Below are 16,330 nucleotides of genomic sequence, written 5' to 3'. Positions count from 1 at the left end.
ACTCTCATTCCGGCGCCAATGCACGGGCCTTTGCGAGAAGGGTCTCGTCGCCGTCGCCCAAGACCTCCAGCAAGCGCTTCATCTCGGCGCCGAACACTTTCCAGAAATTCGGATCGCCGGCTTTGATCGCTATCGCATTGTCGATCAGGTCGGCGAGCTTGACGGTTTTCGCCGCGGCGGGCGCCGATGCGAGGTGCTGGCGATCCAGTTCCTTGCGCACCTGTCGGTTGCCGTGGAACGGAGTGGATATGTCGGTGAGCCACGCAACCAGTGTTGCGACCTTGGGGCCGAACGCTTCCTTGATCTCCAGCAGCGTCGCGTCGGTATCTTCGACCGTATCGTGAAGCAGCGCTGCGGCGATCATTTCGGGCGTATGGGGCACGCTTCGAACAATCTCCGCCACCGCAATCGGATGAACGATATAGGGCCGACCGTCATACTTACGCTTCTGTTCGCCGTGTGCTCGGGTTGCAAACTGGAGCGCGCTGTTCTCGAGATCGGTCATTATTTTGCGTTCAACGCCGGCTTCCATCACCTAAACCCAATCCCAAGCTTTCAGAACGAACCAGGCGACCCGTGATTTCTATCGCCGTCAGGCGTCGCTTCGAGCGACGCACGCTTGCCTGCCCGCGCGAAGGTCGCGGGCGGTCAACGCCTGACAGTTATGCCAAGATCAGGCGCACCGGATTTCGACCAGCACGAGCACTGCTCTCCGACCGGACCTGCGCCATAGCTGCATTCGTTCTCCCGCGTCTTGCAAATCCGTGGACGGCGCGCTTCGGCGAGCGCCTTGGCCTTGGCTTCATCCGCAGCCCTTTGCTTGCGCGTCGTTTTAGTTTTCGGTTTCGCCTTCTGGCTGGTCGTCGTTTCTTGAGCTCGTGACGCCCCGCTCTTCACGGTTTGCGCCTGCCCCGCCACACCTGATGACAAGAACAGCAAGACCGATGCGACACCAACCGCAGCTCTGAGAGTATTCTTCAAGGTTCACCCGTATTTAGCCTGTCGACGGTCTAACATGGGTGCGGCCTCCTGCCTATGCAATCGCTCGGCGGAAGGAGCAGCCGTCAAGACTCGAATTTTGCCGACCTTCCGACACGGCGGGGGCGACGATGACAGCCTCCAACGCTTGGCAATAAGATCCGGTAACCACGACGAAAGTCGGACAGCTCCGGCGCTTGAACCTCTAGTTACTAGAGATTGCAAGGTGATCAGAATGCTTCGCCGGGTAGACGCTCAAATGGGCCGCCTACCCGTCGTGCGCTCCTGTCTTGTCAGCTCGCTCCAGAGGTTTCCATGTCCACCACCCTTCCCGCCATCCTGATGCTCGTCGTGGGATTGTCCACGCTCGCGCTGGCGATCCTCCGCCGTGTGCAATCCGGCCGCTCGCCGGTCGTGCTGACCTATGGCGACGATGCGGAAGGGTTTGCGGGCAGGCTTTTCCGCCTGATCGTCGCAGCGCTGGTGATCCACCTGCTGGCGGTCGCCATGCTCCCGGCCTCCGTCGATGCTGCCCTCGGCCGGATCCCGGCGCTCGACACCCCCATCCTTCACGCCGTCGGCCTGGCGCTGATGACGCTCGGCGGCGGGCTGACGATGCTGTCGCAATGGGCGATGCGTCATTCCTGGAAGATCGGCATCCCTGAAAAGCAGGACGCGCCGCTTGTGACCTCAGGCCTCTATGCCTTCTCGCGCAACCCGATCTATGTCGGCATGGTGACCGCGCTGATCGGCACGGTGCTGGCGGTGCCCAACGTCATCTCGGTGGCGCTGGCGCTCTCCGCCTGGATCTCGATTTCCTACCAGATCCGCATGGAGGAAACTCACCTCGCCAAGGTCTTCGGCGACGCCTACGGTGCCTATTGCAGGCGTGTCCGCCGGTGGGTCTGAAGCAGGGTTCACCCTCAGGCTGCGACGCTTCCAGCGTCTGCCGAACTGCGCGACTTGGCCCGACGGATCAGGAAGGCGCTCGCTCCAATTGCCGTCAACCTCCATCCCGTCCTCCCGCTCGTCACAACCACTGCATGTGTCGGGATTACGGATTGATTGAGGCGAGCATTCAGTGAACAGGCACCAGAGCAGGCGCGCTCAAAACACCGCCAGCAACAGCGCCCCGGCGGCAATGAAGGCGACGCCGAGCCAGTTCATCAGGTTGAGCTTTTCACCGAGGAAGAGCACGCCGAAGATTGCGACCATGACGATCGAGAGCTTGTCGATCGGCGCCACGCGGGCGGCGTCGCCGAGCTTGAGCGCGCGGAAATAGGCAAGCCAGGAGGCGCCGGTGGCAAGACCGGACAGCGCGAGAAACAGCCAGGTGCGTCCGGAGATTTCCGATGGCTTTTGCCACTGCCCTGTCGCCGCCACGATGGCGGCGATCACGCAGAGGATGACGACGGTGCGGATCAGCGTTGCGAAGTCGGAGTTGATCTGCGCAACCCCGACCTTGGCAAACACCGCCGTGAGCGCAGCGAAGGCGGCCGAAAGCAGCGCCCAGAACTGCCAGCTCTGGCTCATCAAAACTCCACGCCCTGCTGCGCCTTGATGCCGGAACGGAACGGATGCTTGATCAGCTCCATCTCAGTGACGAGATCGGCGATTTCGATCAGGTCTTCTTTCGCGTTGCGGCCGGTGAGCACCACATGCGTCATGTGCGGCTTTTCTTCCTTCAGGAAGCGAACCACTTCGGCGACGTCGATGTAGTCGTAGCGCAGAGCAATGTTGATCTCGTCGAGCAGCACCATCGAGTTGCGCTCGTCACGGATCAGTTCCTTCGCCTTCTCCCAGGCCTTTTCAGCCATCGCAACATCGCGGGCGCGATCCTGCGTTTCCCAGGTGAAGCCCTCGCCGAGCGTATAGAACTGGCAGACATCGCCGAAATGCTTCTCGATCAACTCGCGCTCGCCGGTTGCCATCGCACCCTTGATGAACTGCACGACGGCGCAGGGCATGCCGTGGGCGATATGGCGGAAGATCATGCCGAAGCCGGCGGTCGACTTGCCCTTGCCCTTGCCGGTGTTGACGATGATCAGACCCTTCTCGTCGGTCTTCGTCGCCATGATCTTTTCGCGCGCTGCCTTCTTCTTCGCCATCTTCATGGCGTGGCGGGCATCGTCCTTCTCGGCCGGGGCTTCGCCGCCTACTGTCGTCTCGTCGCTCATGATCACTCCCTCAGTTCTCAAGTTCGGGATGGGCAGACGCCCTCGTCCCGCTTCGGTTCCTTTTCGCACTTCACTGAGCAGCGAAACGGAACCAGGTCCTTGTTTGCAAGCAATTCCGGACGGATTACCGCCAGCCCGGAACCGCTCTATTCATTGCCGGCACGAAGCCGGGTTGCTGCCGTGCCGATGCCGGCAAGTTCAAACCGCGCCGAATTCGAGCGCGGCGTCCAGAGATTGCGGTCGATTGCTTCAAGCAGGCGTTCGGCAAGCTCGGCAAAGGCGGCCGGGTTCTTGTCGCGCATGAAGTCAGCCACGCGCTCGTCGACAATGAACGCCTGATAGGCGGCCTCGAAATGATGTTCGCGCACCGCACCCGTGGTCGCGGCAAAGGCGAACATGTAGTCGACCGTGGCAGCGATCTCGAAGGCGCCCTTGTATCCGTGGCGCATGACGCCATCGATCCACTTGGGATTGACGACGCGGGCCCGGACCACGCGGCCGATCTCTTCTTCGAGCGACCGGATCACAGGCTTTTCCGGACGGGAATGGTCGTTGTGGTAGATCGCCGGACGGTGACCGCCGAGCTGTTCGGCGGCAGCGCTCATGCCGCCTTCGAACTGGTAGTAGTCGTCGCTGTCGAGCAGATCGTGCTCGCGGTTGTCCTGGTTCTGCACCACCGCCTCTATCGTGCGCAGGCGCTCCTCGAAAAGATCGCGCTCGGCCTTGCCCTCCTCGCCGGCGCCATAGGCATAGGCGCCCCAGGTAAGATAGGCCTCGGCGAGATCGGCTTTGGTTTCCCAGCCCTTCTCGTCGATCAGCGCCTGCAGGCCGGCGCCATAGGCACCGGGCTTTGCGCCGAAGACGCGGTAGGAGGCTCGACGCGCGGCCTCGGCAGCCTCGACACCTTCCGCTTCCAACCGTCGGCTTTCCGCCCGCATGCGTGCGGCGATCATGTTGTCGGCATCGTCTTCCTCGAGCGCGCCGACGGCGCGGATCGCCTTGTCGAAGAGCGCGATCTGGTCCGGGAAGGCATCGCGGAAGAAGCCGGAAATGCGCAAGGTCACGTCGACGCGTGGGCGGCCGAGGACTGCGAGCGGCACGATCTCGTAGCCCATCACCCGGCGAGAGACCATGTCCCAGGTGGGCTTGGCGCCGATCAGCGCCAGGGCCTGGGCGATGTCGTCGCCGCCGGTGCGCATGTTCGCCGTACCCCAGGCGGTCAGGCCAAAGGAGGACGGCCATTCGCCATGGTCCTGCAGGTAGCGGCGGATCAGAAGCTCGGCCGATTTCTTGCCGAGCTCATAGGCAGCCGGCGTCGGCACCGCGCGGCTATCCACAGAGTAGAAATTGCGCCCCGTCGGCAACACATCTGGCCGGCCACGCGTCGGCGCGCCCGATGGACCGGGGGCGACGAAGCGGCCGCTGAGACCGGTGAGGAAGCCGGTCATCTCGGCGGCACCCGAGTTTGAAATCGACGGCTTCAGGCGCGTTTCGATTTCGCCGAGCACGGCGCGGGTGTTGGCCCAGTGGTCCGGGCAAGCCAGTTCACCCGACACGAGATTTGCGGCAAGCAACTCGATGCGCTCAACCGTATCGCCGGCGGTGCGCCAGGGGGTGTTCAAGAGGTCAGCGAGGATGGACGGTTTCGGGCCTGACCAGGTGTCGGACATTACGCAGTCGAGCGGGTCGAAGGGTTGGGCGTCGCGTGCGGGGTTGCCCCCCGCCGAGGTGGGAATAGCAAACCCACGCAGCCCCGCATCCGCTGCGATCGCCCGCTGCAGGCTCTGGTCGCCGCCCTCGCCGAGACCGCGGGGCACGCGCGCCAGCGCTACGGTGAGGTCCGTCAACAACCGCCCTTCCGGCGCGACGCCGAAGATGTGCAGGCCGTCGCGGATCTGCATTTCCTTGAGGTCGCAGAGATAGGCGTCGAGCTTTTCCAGCGCCTTGTCGTCGCTGTCGCCCCTGTCGATGCCGGCGTCGCTGTCGAGGCCGATGTCGCGCACGAGGTCGAGGATCTGGCGGCTGAGCAGCCTGAGGCGGCGCGGATCACCGCCGGCGGCGTCGTAATATTCGTCGACGAGCGCTTCCAGATCCTTGAGCGGGCCGTAGGATTCGGCGCGCGTCAAGGGCGGGGTCAGGTGGTCGATGATGACGGCGCTGGTGCGGCGCTTGGCCTGTGTACCTTCGCCTGGATCGTTGACGATGAAGGGATAGATGTGCGGCAGCGGCCCGAAGATCGCTTCGGGATAGCAGGTTTCCGCCAGCGCCAGGGCCTTGCCCGGCAGCCATTCGAGGTTGCCATGCTTGCCCATGTGGACGATCGCCTGCGCTCCGAACTGCTGGCGCAGGAAGGCGTAGAAGGCGAGATAGCCATGCGGCGGCACGAGGTCCGGCGAATGGTAGCTTTCCTTCGGATCGATGTTGTAGCCGCGCGCCGGTTGGATGCCGACGATCACCTCGCCGAAGCGGGCGAGCGGCAGCGCGAAGGCGCCATCGAGGAAGAAGGGATCGGCCTCCGGCACGCCCCAGCGACCGGTAACTTCATCCTTTATCTGTTTCGGAAGCGAATCGAAGAACGTTTTGTAATCGTTCAGCGAAATACGCTCGCGGATTTCGCGGTCATGGCTCGCCGCATTGGTCGGCCCGGCCATCAGATAGCGGATCAGCGCGTCGCCATCGGCGGGAACCTCACCGACCGCATAGCCTTCCCGCGCCATGGCGCTAAGCACCTCGACGGTACCGGCCGGCGTGTCGAGCCCGACACCGTTGCCGAGGCGACCGTCGCGGTTCGGATAGTTGGCCATGACGATGGCAATGCGGCGCTCGGGGGGCTCTGCCCGGCGCAGCTTCGCCCAGTTGACGGCAAGATCAGCGGCAAAGCGCACCCGGTCTTCGAGCGGCTCATGGCCGACGATATTGGCCTCCACCTTGGCGTCATAGATCGACGCCGCCTTGAAGGAGACGGCGCGCGCAAGGATGCGGCCATCGACTTCGGGTAGTGCCACGTTCATGGCGAGGTCGCGCGCCATCAGCCCCTGCGGCGACGTTTCCCATTGCGCCCGCGACGAGCCGGAGAAAATCACCTGCAGCACCGGCGCACCGGTCGATTCCAGCACCGTCGGCTGACGGTCGGCACCGGGCGACGAGACCGCAAAGCCAGTGGCGTTCATCACCACGTCGGGTGCGGCCTCGGAAAAAATCGCCTGCAGCGTGCCGACGGAAACGGCATCCTTGAGGCTTGACACGAACACCGGCAGTGCCCGCACACCTTCAGCCTCCAGCGCATCGATCAGCGCCTCCACCGGCCGTGTCTCGCCACTCTGCACGAGCGCGCGGTAAAAGCAGATCCCAACCGTCGGGGGTTCGAATCCCTCCCTCGCTACCATCCGTCCCTGAACAAGGGACTGCCATTCGCTGACGCCGATCACGCCAGCACCCGGCCACCAGATGCCGGCCTTCAACAGGGGCTTTGCCGGCTGCGGCTTCTCCGCACCTGTGACCAGTGCGGCCGCATAGTCGAGAAACAGCCCGGCATTGTCCGAGCCGCCTTCGGTGAAGTAAGCCCAAAGGCGCTGGCGGTCGTCGGCTGCGACGGTGGAGAAAGGCTCCAGCCCCGGATCCGGCTTGTCGTCACCCGGCAGAACCGCGATCTCGAAACGATGGGTGACGGCAGCCGCATGCAGGGCTTCCAGCAGATAACGGAAATAGCTGGCGCCACCGAGCGGCCGGACGACGATCAGCTTGGCGTGACGCGCCGTGCGCTCGACGTATGTGTCGACCGACATCGGGTGCATCAGGCTCATCAGGCTGGCGATGCGCAGGCTCAAGCCTCCGTCGCGTCGGCCGTGAGCCGCGGCGATCGAGGAGAGCTCGGTGTCGGCGGCCGAGAGGAAAAGGATATCGGCCGGCGTTTGCCCAAGGTCGATCGCCTCGTTGCCGTCGGCGATCGTTCCTTTCTGGGCGAGAAGCAGATGCATTCGTCTTGTCCGGTGGGGCAATTCCGAACGAAAACGCTAAAAGCGTTTTCCATCCGGAACTGCATCATTTCAATGCGTTAGATCATTTCACTCAAAGAACGATCTAGACGAGCGCGGTAATCGCAGCGCGCACCGCCGCCTCGTCCATGTCGTGCAGGCCGATGACGACGAGGCGCGTACCGCGCTTTTCGCCGGCGCCCCAGGCGCGGTCGTAATATTGGTCGATGCGGGCGCCGACCGCCTGGATCAGGAGGCGCATCGGCTTGCCGGGCACGTCGGCAAAGCCCTTGAGGCGCAGAACGTCGTGCTCCGCGATCACGCCCTTCAGGCGATCGATGAACGCCGAGGGATCGGCGATCGAACCGAGCTCGACGACGAAGCTGTCGAACTCGTCGTGATCGTGCTCCTCACCTGCCTCGTCCATCTCGTGATGCGACTTGCGGTTGGCGATATCGCTTTCCGTGCCGACACCGAGGCCAAGCAGGATGGCAGCGGCGACTTCGCCGTTCTTCGCCTCGATCATCGTCGGCTTGCGGCTGGTGCGCGAAGACACCTCGTCGCGTACGGCCTTGAGGCCGGAGGCATCGATCAGATCGGTCTTGTTGAGAACGATGAGATCGGCAGCCGTCAGTTGGTCCTCGAACAGCTCCTCGATCGGGCTTTCGTGATCGAGATTGTCGTCCTCGACGCGCAGCGCATCGACCTTGTCGTGGTCGTCGGCAAAGCGGCCAGCGGCAACGGCGGCGCTGTCGACCACGGTGACGACGCCATCGACGGTCACTTCGCTGCGGATATCCGGCCAGTTGAAAGCGGCGATCAGCGGCTGCGGCAGGGCAAGGCCCGAGGTTTCGATGATGATGTGGTCAGGGCGGTTTTCACGCTCGAGCAGCTTCGTCATGGTCGGGATGAAATCGTCAGCCACGGTGCAGCAGATGCAGCCATTGGTAAGCTCGATGATGTCGTCCTCGGTGCAGGCCTCGGCACCGCAGCCCTTCAAGACATCGCCGTCGACGCCGAGATCGCCGAACTCGTTGATGATCAGCGCGATGCGCTTGCCGTCGGCGTTCTGCAGCAGGTTGCGGATCATCGTCGTCTTGCCGGCGCCGAGGAAGCCGGTGATGACGGTCGCCGGGATCTTGCCCTGGTTGGCTCTCGCAGTGGTCATGGATCAACCCTTCATTTTCAGCGGCAAACCGGCCGCGACAAAGTAAACTTCAGCGGATTTCTCCGCAACGATCTGGTGAAGCCGGCCGGCATGGTCGCGAAACTCGCGGGCCATGCGGTTCTCGGGCACGATGCCGAGGCCGACCTCGTTGGAAACAAAGACGAGGCGCGCCCGCGCCTCAGGCAGATACGCAACAAGGGCGGCGAACTCCGCCGTCATGTCGCGCTCTTCCAGCATGAGATTGGTGACCCATAGCGTCAGGCAGTCGATCAGGACCACATGGCTGGGATCATCGATGCGTCTGAGGATGCCGACGAGATCGAGCGGCTCCTCATGCGTCGTCCAGCCCTCGCCGCGGCGCGTCCGGTGATGGTCGATGCGCTCGCGCATTTCGTCGTCCCAGGCGCGGCCCGTGGCGACATAATGCATGGTGAGGCCGGACGCTTCGACGAGCCTCTCGGAAAAGCTGGACTTGCCGGAACGGGCGCCGCCAAGGACCAGCACGGGCCCGGCGCTGAGACTGCTCATCGTGGCTGCCTCAACATTCCCAAATCAGCCGTCGGTGGCAAAAGCCATCGGACGCGCCACGGGCGCGTTCTTGAAAGCATCTGCGAGCCAAAACAACCTCCGTGATGGCGTTGGAGACAAAAGTCCCCTCGGGCGGAATGCCCATGCCGGATGGCAGGTCTCCTGGCTCACGGCGTCACGGGCCGAACATCGCCTCGCCCTTAAAGGGCAAGGTTCCGATGTCAGGGCCCGAGCGGCCCGCCTCACCTTCCCGGCGTCTTTCCGGTGCCACAGCGAACCTTTGCGCGTCGTCTCCGACGCATGGGTGCTGTGAGGGACATCGTGAAAGGCGGACGATTCGTAGAAGAAGAGGCGTCCAAACCCGGCTGATCACGATGCCACGCCAGTGGCTTTTCCGGCTTGATCCCCGACCTGCCCCGATTGCCCGTGCAACCGGCCGACAGCCCGGCACCAAACCCGATGGCGAACCCTGACCGTTCTACAGTCGCGGGGTCGGCTGCGATAAGGATGCCCGATTTGGGTCCATCCGTCACATTCCCAATTATTCCCCCAGATCGCCACGACAAGGGGGAACCATCCAACGCCTGATGATTAGGAAGCGGGCAGCCCAAAGTCAATCGACGCATGCGACGCCTCCCCGGCCGAGTTGCGCCACGCGACGATTTGTCGGGCGTCAGGCACGACGGCGGTGTGAAGGGAACCGATGTCGAAACCTAGTGCTATGGATAGCAAACTGCTGCTAACACCTGTGTCAAGATGCCGAGGGCGAATCTCGCCAGAAAGGGAACCTTTCGAGTGGATACCGAGCTGCGCCGCGTCGTCCTCATCGTCTCCCTGTTGAACCTCGGCTATTTCGGGGTGGAACTCCTTGTCGCGCTTTCGATCGGCTCGGTGTCCCTGATGGCCGACAGCGTCGACTTCCTCGAAGACGCCTCCGTCAACATGCTGATTTTCTTTGCTCTGGCCTGGACGGCGCGAACCCGCGCGCGGGTCGGCATGGCGATGGCGTTCATTCTACTGGTACCGGCGCTGGCCTTCCTTTGGACGGCCTGGGCGAAGTTCATGGATCCGGTCCCGCCAGAGCCCTTTGCCCTTTCCCTGACCGGACTTGGGGCGCTGGTGGTCAACCTCTTCTGCGCCTATCTGCTCGTCGCCTACCGTCACACGAGCGGCAGCCTCACGCGGGCAGCATTTCTCTCGGCCCGCAACGATGCCTTCGCCAATGTGGCCATCATCGCCGCGGGTCTGGCGACAGCCTATCTGTGGCAGTCGGCCTGGCCGGACCTGATCGTCGGCTTGGGGATTGCCCTGATGAACCTGGATGCCGCGCGGGAAGTCTGGGAAGCCGCAAGCGAGGAGCACGATGTCGCAGCGTAGTTCCGTCGGATAAGCTCGTTGCTCCTGTTGGGCCCGACGTACCGGACCTGCTGGCTGACCGTTGCCGCGTCCCTAGTGCCTGAGCAACTCGTCCAGCCAGCGACGATCGAGCACAGCCTCCAGTTCGTTCGCGACATCGTCGAGCGCCGCATCGACCGATTGGCGGTAGTTGTTGGCGCCGCCTTCGATGCCGAAACTCTTGAGCAGCGCGCCACGATAGGCGTCGCTGGTGAAGAGCCCATGCAGGTAGGTGCCCATCACGCGGCCATCGGCCGAAAGCGCGCCGTCGGCGCGATTGTCGATGCGCACCGATGGCCGGCCACAGTCTGCACCTTGCGTCTTGCCAAGATGGATTTCGTAGCCTTCGAGCGCCACATCATGCTCCAGCGACCAGGCGCGGCTGTTGCGCACCGTCTTTTCCGGCGCCATCTCGGTCTCGACCTCGAGCAGCCCGAGACCCTCGACCGCACGTTCGCCGCCCTCGATGCCGAGCGGATCGGTGACGCGCCGGCCGAGCATCTGGTAGCCGCCGCAGATGCCGATGACCCGGCCGCCCCGGCGCACATGACGTTCGAGGTCACGGTCCCACCCTTGCGCGCGGAAATCGATGAGGTCGCCGATGGTCGATTTCGACCCGGGAATGACGACGAGGCCAGCGTCGACCGGAATGGGACTGCCAGGCCGCACGAAGACGAGATCAATCTCCGGTTCGGCGGCGAGCGGATCGAGGTCGTCGAAATTGGCGATGCGCGACAGTACCGGGACGGCAACCTTCAGCGCCCGCCCCTCGCCGCGCGTCAGCTTCTCCAGCACGACGGAATCTTCCGCCGGCAGGCGTGCCGCCGCCTTCAACCACGGCACGACGCCGAAGCAGGGCCAGCCGGTGTAGCGGTTGACGGCAGCAATGCCGTCGTCGAACAGCGTGACGTCGCCGCGGAACTTGTTGATGAGATAGCCGGTCACCATGCGCCGGTCTTCCTCGGGCAGGATCGCATGCGTGCCGACCAGCGAGGCGATCACCCCGCCGCGGTCGATGTCGCCGACCAGCACGACCGGCACGTCGGCCCGTGTCGCAAAGCCCATATTGGCGATGTCGCCGGGCCTGAGGTTGATTTCGGCCGGCGAGCCGGCGCCTTCGACCACCACGAGATCGGCACCGGCCGATATTTGTTCGAAACTCTCCATGACGGCGCCCAGCAGCTTGGGCTTGAGCGCCTGATATTCCCGCCCCCTAGCCTGCCCGGCGACCTTGCCCTGAACGACGATCTGGCTGCCCACGTCCGACTGCGGCTTCAGGAGCACCGGGTTCATGTGCACCGACGACGGCACGCGCGCGGCCAGCGCCTGCAGCCATTGCGCGCGGCCGATCTCGCCACCGTCGTCGGAAACGGCGGCGTTGTTCGACATGTTCTGCGGCTTGAACGGCCGGACCTTCAGGCCCTGATTGGCGGCAAGCCGGCAGAGCCCCGCCACCAATACCGATTTTCCGACATCCGAGCCGGTTCCCTGCAACATGATCCTGCGTGTCATGCGGCCATCGGTAACACTGAAACGGGCAGCGGCAAAGGTCTGTTTCGACACGATTTCGCCGCAATTGACAAAGCCTTTTCACGCATTGTTTCGCGCTTTCGCAAGGCTTGTCGAAAATGTCGCGGCCGATAGCCAGAATGCGACATGGCGTGGCGAGTTTGGCATTCAATTTTTTGCAGCGCACACCTATATCAGCGGCATAGCAACACGCCCCGGAGGATAGGCCTCCGGCCTCTCAAGGTTCATGTCCATGCTGTATATTTTCAGCAAGCCCAATTTCGTCCAGATCGCCTGGAACTCGAAGGTTCCGTCCAGCCAGTCGCGCGTGCGCAACCTCGTCGTCGACGCGCCCTTCGGCCCGCTCGGCGTCATCCGCACGTCGAACGTCGGCTAAGGCCAGCGATCGGGGCGGAAGCCCCTTCGAGCTCTCCTCCCAGAGCCTCCTCCACCGCCCCTCCGGGGCGGTTTTTTTATGTCCGGCATTGGCCCTGAAATGCGAAGGCCGCATCAACCTCTTCAGGAGGGATGCGGCCGCCAAAAAACGCCTGGTCACTTCGGAAAAACACACCGAAGGTTCGCTCAAAGTCCGGGACGCACAAACCTGATCCGGACCGGCGGCAGTCCCCCGCCGCGAGAAGAACAATTAGCTGGACATCGTTACCGGATGGTTAGTGAGGATTTAACCAAAGATGAATTCCGGACTTTTTTGTAAATTTTTCGCGACATGCGCGCCATTTGGCGTGACGCAATCACGACAGGAAACGTCAGGATCTCGACAGGGTTCTGAGGTCCGTGGCGCCCAGCGCCATTTTTTGCGGCAAGAATTGTCGCTATTGCTTAAATTCGGGGTCTCTCACGCACAAAATACGCGCTTCGGCGATGTCGCAGACAGAACGCACGAGACCCCGTCCTTCCCGGTCAACCGATTGAAGAGGTTGATTTCTCAGCGAGAAACCTTAGGCTTGGTTTGCGGTATAAGAGGAGATTGGCTGGCGACAGGGTTCCGCGGCCAGGGCTGAATACGAACTCCCGCACCGTCCGCAGCAAGGGTGAACCCTGGCTTGTTTGATGCCGAACCCCCGGCTGCATCGTTGTTTCGGGTGACGGAGGATGTCGCGTCCGCCGTGGATTCCCGTTTGGATCTTGGCTGCAAAATAAGACTGGGAGGTCTTGCAACATGAAGAAACTCCTCGCTTCCACCATTCTCGCCGCTGGCCTCTATGCCATGGCGGGTTCCGCGCAGGCCGCGGAATGCGGTGAAGTCAGCATTGCCGAAATGAACTGGGCTTCTGCCGGCGTCGCCGCCCAGGTGGACAAGTTCATTCTGGAGAACGGCTACGGCTGCACGGTGACGCTGGTCACCGGCGACACCATGCCGACCTTCGCTTCCATGAACGAAAAGGCGCAGCCCGACATGGCGCCGGAACTCTGGGTCAACGCCGTGCGCACGCCGCTCGACGCTGCGATCAAGGAAGGCCGTCTCATCGAAGCCGCCAAGATCCTGAGCGAAGGCGGCGTCGAAGGATGGTGGATCCCGAAATTCCTCGCCGACGCGCACCCGGACATCAAGACGGTGCAGGACGCGCTGAAGCACCCGGAGCTCTTCCCGGCACCGGAAGACTCGTCGAAGGCCGCCGTTCACAATTGCCCGTCCGGCTGGAACTGCCAGGTCTCGACCGCCAATCTCTATCGCGCGCTGAACGCGGAGAAGGACGGCTTCCTGCTGGTTGATACTGGCTCGGCTGCCGGCCTCGACGGCTCGATCGCCAACGCGTTCGAAAAGAAGACCGGCTGGCTCGGCTACTACTGGGCACCGACCGCCATCCTCGGCAAATACGAGATGACCCGCCTCTCCTTCGGCGTCGATCACGACAAGGCCGATTGGGACGCCTGCACCGCCGTGCCGGATTGCCCGAGCCCGAAAGTCAATTCCTACCCGGTTTCCGACGTTTACACCGTCGTGACCAAGTCCTTCGCCGACAAGGCGAGCGTCGCCATGGACTACGTCAAGGCGCGCAAGTGGGACAATGGCACCGTCAACAAGGTTCTCGCCTGGATGGACCAGAACCAGGGCACCAACGAGGACGGCGCCAAGCACTTCCTCGCCGAGTTCCCGGATATGTGGACACAGTGGGTGAGCCCGGAAGTGGCCGAAAAGGTCAAGGCAGCGCTCTGACCGAAAATGACGGCAGGCGGACCGTGGAATCGGCCGCCTGCCCGTTCCGGTTTTGATGCCGGGACAGGGAACGATGGGGCGTCCTTGCGGGTTTCGTTTGAACGTTCATCGTCTCAGAGGCGGCGAACCGGGAGCCTTCGCGTCGCTATCAGGTAAGCGGGCGACACATTTCGCTGCCACAGTTTAAGTGCCGGGACCCAAAGAGGTCACCCAAGTGTGCGCCGTCACCGACCCGTTCGATGCCGAGACGCGGCCGGCTTAAAAAAAACTTCCGGCCAAGAAGGGGAAACAAATGGCCTCCATCTGCAGTGTCTTGCCAGCGTTGCTCTGCAAGTTCCCTGCCATTGACGAGAGCACGATCCGGCTCGCCCGCAAGGCTGTCGATGATAGCTTCAAGGGCTTCGTGCGATCCTATGGTAACGCCATCGACACGGTGGTCCAGCCGCTTCAATGGTTCCTGAACTACCTCGAAAGCCTGTTCGTCGGCTCCCCCTGGATTGTGATCCTGGCGGCGATGACCGCGATCGTCTATTTCGGCAGCCGCAACATCAACGTCACCATCGGCACCGCGCTGTCGATGATCGCCATCGGTCTTGTCGGGCTTTGGAATGACACCATGGTCACGCTCGCCATGGTCACCGTCTGCACACTGATCTCCATCCTCATCGGCATTCCGATCGGTATCCTGATGGCGCGCTCGGACCGGGTGCAGTCCTTCGTCAATCCGATCCTCGACGTCATGCAGACGATGCCGAGCTTCGTCTACCTGATCCCGGTCGTCATGATCTTCGGCATCGGCAAGGTGCCGGGGCTGATCGCCGTCGTCATCTACGCGGTGCCGCCGATGATCAGGCTCACCAATCTCGGCATCCGCCTCGTCGACAAGGAAGTGCTGGAAGCGGCCGACGCCTTCGGCTCCTCGACCTGGCAGAAGCTGAAGAACGTGCAGATGCCGCTGGCGTTGCCGACCATCATGGCCGGCATCAACCAGACGATCATGATGTCGCTGGCGATGGTCGTCGTCGCATCGATGATCGGCGTCGGCGGCCTCGGCAAGAACGTGCTGCAGGCGATCGCCAACCAGTTCTTCACCGTCGGCTTCCTCAACGGCTTTGCCCTTGTCGGTATCGCCATCATTTTCGACCGTACCAGCCAGGCCTTCGGCAAGCGGCTGCAAAAGCACTCGGAGGTTATCCATGGCTAGTCACGCGATCGAGGTGAAGAACCTCTACAAGATCTTCGGCCCCCGCGGCGTCGACTTCGTCGATGCCGTCAAGAAAGGCATGGGCAAGGCCGAGCTCAACGAGCAGCACGGCCACGTGCTCGGCCTGCAGGACATCAACATTTCCATGCCCGCCGGCAGCGTCATGGTGGTCATGGGTCTCTCGGGCTCCGGCAAGTCGACGCTGATCCGCCACATCAACCGGCTGATCGACCCGACCGCCGGCGAAGTGCTCTATGACGGCGTCGACGTCTGCAAGATGAACGACAACGATCTGCGCGAATTCCGCCGCCACAAGACGGCGATGGTGTTCCAGAAGTTCGCGCTGCTGCCGCACCGCACCGTGCTCGACAACACGGTCTACGGTCTCGAAATTCAGGGTGTGGAACGCAAGGAGAGCGAGAAGCGCGCCCGCGGCTGGATCGAGCGCGTCGGTCTCAAGGGCTTCGAGAACCATTACCCGAACCAGCTGTCGGGCGGCATGCAGCAGCGCGTCGGTCTTGCCCGCGCGCTGACCAACGATGCCGACATTCTCTTGATGGACGAAGCCTATTCGGCGCTCGACCCGCTGATCCGCGTCGACATGCAGACGGTGCTTCTCGACCTGCAGAAGGAACTGAAGAAGACCGTCGTCTTCATCACTCACGACCTCGACGAGGCGCTGCGCCTCGGCGACAAGATCGCGATCCTGCGCGATGGCCGCGTGGTGCAGCAGGGCACCGGCCAGGAAATCGTGCTGTCGCCGGCCGACGACTACATCACCGCCTTCGTCAAGGAAGTGAACCGCGGCCGGGTGATCAATGTCGAGACCATCATGCGGCCGATCTCCGGCAATGCCGAAGGCGTGCCGCTTGCAACCGGCACTGTACTGGAATCGGCGGCGCGCACGATGACCGCTGCCCGTGTGGGAACCGCCCACGTGGTCGATGAAAACGGCCGCCCGATCGGCGCCCTCGACCTTTCGACGGTCATCGCCGCGATGGTCACGCCGGTCAGCCACGAGGATCGCGCTGCGGCTTGAGACAAGCGATGATTGGGGCAGCGACCGACGCGGCCCCTCATCCGCCAGTCGGAACCTTCTCCCCGTCATGACGGGAAGAAGGGACTCGTAGCGCCCGCTCGCCTGGACACGAACGCCGTCGTATCCCGTCCGACTGGACGTCGTCGCGGATGGTGGCCCGATGTGAAACGCGGCCGTAG

At 63.0% G+C, this 16,330-nt stretch carries 14 protein-coding genes and 1 riboswitch; of the genes, 6 read left to right on the top strand and 8 right to left on the bottom strand.

Going from position 1 to position 16,330, the window contains the following annotated elements; genetic code table 11:
• Positions 1-4: 4 nt before the first annotated feature.
• The gene (locus tag IB272_RS08605) at positions 5-532 is read right to left on the bottom strand and encodes an HD domain-containing protein (RefSeq protein WP_060584891.1); all 528 of its coding nucleotides are present in this window, start codon (positions 530-532) and stop codon (positions 5-7) included.
• Between the two features lie 116 nt (positions 533-648).
• On the bottom strand, positions 649-981 hold the full coding sequence (locus IB272_RS08600; protein WP_162727427.1) for a hypothetical protein: 333 nt from the start codon (positions 979-981) through the stop codon (positions 649-651).
• A gap of 312 nt (positions 982-1,293) precedes the next feature.
• Here IB272_RS08600 and IB272_RS08595 point away from each other — a divergent pair, with 312 nt between their 5' ends.
• Positions 1,294-1,887, top strand: coding sequence for an isoprenylcysteine carboxylmethyltransferase family protein (locus IB272_RS08595; RefSeq protein WP_060520613.1), 594 nt, complete (start codon positions 1,294-1,296; stop codon positions 1,885-1,887).
• A 198-nt stretch (positions 1,888-2,085) separates the two neighbouring features.
• Here the strand turns inward: IB272_RS08595 and IB272_RS08590 are convergent, their stop codons facing one another.
• From IB272_RS08590 to cobU, 5 genes are all read right to left on the bottom strand, one after another.
• Positions 2,086-2,511 carry an EamA family transporter gene (locus IB272_RS08590; RefSeq protein WP_060520612.1) on the bottom strand — a complete coding sequence of 142 codons (426 nt, stop codon included), beginning with the start codon at positions 2,509-2,511 and terminating at the stop codon, positions 2,086-2,088.
• Complete coding sequence (cobO, locus tag IB272_RS08585; RefSeq protein ID WP_043617391.1) at positions 2,511-3,155, bottom strand: cob(I)yrinic acid a,c-diamide adenosyltransferase; 645 nt, start codon at positions 3,153-3,155, stop codon at positions 2,511-2,513. The genes IB272_RS08590 and cobO overlap by 1 nt, the downstream gene beginning before the upstream one ends.
• A gap of 146 nt (positions 3,156-3,301) precedes the next feature.
• Positions 3,302-7,132 carry a cobaltochelatase subunit CobN gene (cobN, locus tag IB272_RS08580; protein ID WP_060584889.1) on the bottom strand — a complete coding sequence of 1,277 codons (3,831 nt, stop codon included), beginning with the start codon at positions 7,130-7,132 and terminating at the stop codon, positions 3,302-3,304.
• A gap of 103 nt (positions 7,133-7,235) precedes the next feature.
• Entirely contained in the window at positions 7,236-8,297 is a 1,062-nt protein-coding gene (cobW, locus tag IB272_RS08575) for a cobalamin biosynthesis protein CobW (RefSeq protein ID WP_192444315.1), read from the bottom strand.
• A 3-nt stretch (positions 8,298-8,300) separates the two neighbouring features.
• Positions 8,301-8,825, bottom strand: coding sequence for a bifunctional adenosylcobinamide kinase/adenosylcobinamide-phosphate guanylyltransferase (gene cobU, locus IB272_RS08570; RefSeq protein WP_060520781.1), 525 nt, complete (start codon positions 8,823-8,825; stop codon positions 8,301-8,303).
• A 134-nt stretch (positions 8,826-8,959) separates the two neighbouring features.
• Positions 8,960-9,418, bottom strand: a riboswitch (cobalamin riboswitch).
• 163 nt (positions 9,419-9,581) lie between these two features.
• On the opposite strand from cobU, the gene IB272_RS08565 reads away from it, so the two are divergent.
• The gene (locus IB272_RS08565) at positions 9,582-10,202 is read left to right on the top strand and encodes a cation diffusion facilitator family transporter (RefSeq protein WP_060584888.1); all 621 of its coding nucleotides are present in this window, start codon (positions 9,582-9,584) and stop codon (positions 10,200-10,202) included.
• Between the two features lie 72 nt (positions 10,203-10,274).
• Here the strand turns inward: IB272_RS08565 and IB272_RS08560 are convergent, their stop codons facing one another.
• Positions 10,275-11,732 (bottom strand): cobyric acid synthase, encoded by a 1,458-nt coding sequence (locus IB272_RS08560; RefSeq protein WP_060585233.1) that lies wholly within the window; start codon positions 11,730-11,732, stop codon positions 10,275-10,277.
• A 250-nt stretch (positions 11,733-11,982) separates the two neighbouring features.
• Here IB272_RS08560 and IB272_RS08555 point away from each other — a divergent pair, with 250 nt between their 5' ends.
• From IB272_RS08555 to IB272_RS08540, 4 genes are all read left to right on the top strand, one after another.
• Positions 11,983-12,126 carry a hypothetical protein gene (locus IB272_RS08555; RefSeq protein ID WP_089044242.1) on the top strand — a complete coding sequence of 48 codons (144 nt, stop codon included), beginning with the start codon at positions 11,983-11,985 and terminating at the stop codon, positions 12,124-12,126.
• A gap of 783 nt (positions 12,127-12,909) precedes the next feature.
• Entirely contained in the window at positions 12,910-13,908 is a 999-nt protein-coding gene (locus IB272_RS08550; protein ID WP_034788254.1) for an ABC transporter substrate-binding protein, read from the top strand.
• 292 nt (positions 13,909-14,200) lie between these two features.
• A complete protein-coding gene (locus IB272_RS08545; RefSeq protein WP_034788251.1) occupies positions 14,201-15,112 on the top strand; it encodes a proline/glycine betaine ABC transporter permease in 912 nt (303 codons plus the stop codon).
• Positions 15,105-16,151 carry a glycine betaine/L-proline ABC transporter ATP-binding protein gene (locus tag IB272_RS08540; RefSeq protein ID WP_060520608.1) on the top strand — a complete coding sequence of 349 codons (1,047 nt, stop codon included), beginning with the start codon at positions 15,105-15,107 and terminating at the stop codon, positions 16,149-16,151. Before IB272_RS08545 ends, IB272_RS08540 begins: the two co-directional genes overlap by 8 nt.
• Positions 16,152-16,330: the final 179 nt, after the last annotated feature.

It is taken from the genome of Ensifer sp. ENS08, assembly GCF_014852195.1.
Taxonomy (GTDB): domain Bacteria; phylum Pseudomonadota; class Alphaproteobacteria; order Rhizobiales; family Rhizobiaceae; genus Ensifer; species Ensifer adhaerens.
The sequence above is the reverse complement of the archived record's forward strand: the minus strand, read 5'-3'. Positions and strand labels throughout refer to the sequence as shown.

Excerpts from the sequence above, each read along its gene's own strand:
- IB272_RS08595 (WP_060520613.1), top strand. The coding sequence starts at position 1,294 with ATGTCCACCACCCTTCCCGCCATCCTGATGCTCGTCGTGGGATTGTCC.
- cobW (WP_192444315.1), bottom strand. The coding sequence starts at position 8,297 with ATGACCACTGCGAGAGCCAACCAGGGCAAGATCCCGGCGACCGTCATC.
- cobU (WP_060520781.1), bottom strand. The coding sequence starts at position 8,825 with ATGAGCAGTCTCAGCGCCGGGCCCGTGCTGGTCCTTGGCGGCGCCCGT.
- IB272_RS08605 (WP_060584891.1), bottom strand. The coding sequence starts at position 532 with ATGGAAGCCGGCGTTGAACGCAAAATAATGACCGATCTCGAGAACAGC.
- IB272_RS08565 (WP_060584888.1), top strand. The coding sequence starts at position 9,582 with ATGCCGAGGGCGAATCTCGCCAGAAAGGGAACCTTTCGAGTGGATACC.
- IB272_RS08590 (WP_060520612.1), bottom strand. The coding sequence starts at position 2,511 with ATGAGCCAGAGCTGGCAGTTCTGGGCGCTGCTTTCGGCCGCCTTCGCT.
- IB272_RS08555 (WP_089044242.1), top strand. The coding sequence starts at position 11,983 with ATGCTGTATATTTTCAGCAAGCCCAATTTCGTCCAGATCGCCTGGAAC.
- IB272_RS08550 (WP_034788254.1), top strand. The coding sequence starts at position 12,910 with ATGAAGAAACTCCTCGCTTCCACCATTCTCGCCGCTGGCCTCTATGCC.
- IB272_RS08560 (WP_060585233.1), bottom strand. The coding sequence starts at position 11,732 with ATGACACGCAGGATCATGTTGCAGGGAACCGGCTCGGATGTCGGAAAA.
- IB272_RS08540 (WP_060520608.1), top strand. The coding sequence starts at position 15,105 with ATGGCTAGTCACGCGATCGAGGTGAAGAACCTCTACAAGATCTTCGGC.
- cobO (WP_043617391.1), bottom strand. The coding sequence starts at position 3,155 with ATGAGCGACGAGACGACAGTAGGCGGCGAAGCCCCGGCCGAGAAGGAC.
- IB272_RS08545 (WP_034788251.1), top strand. The coding sequence starts at position 14,201 with ATGGCCTCCATCTGCAGTGTCTTGCCAGCGTTGCTCTGCAAGTTCCCT.
- cobN (WP_060584889.1), bottom strand. The coding sequence starts at position 7,132 with ATGCATCTGCTTCTCGCCCAGAAAGGAACGATCGCCGACGGCAACGAG.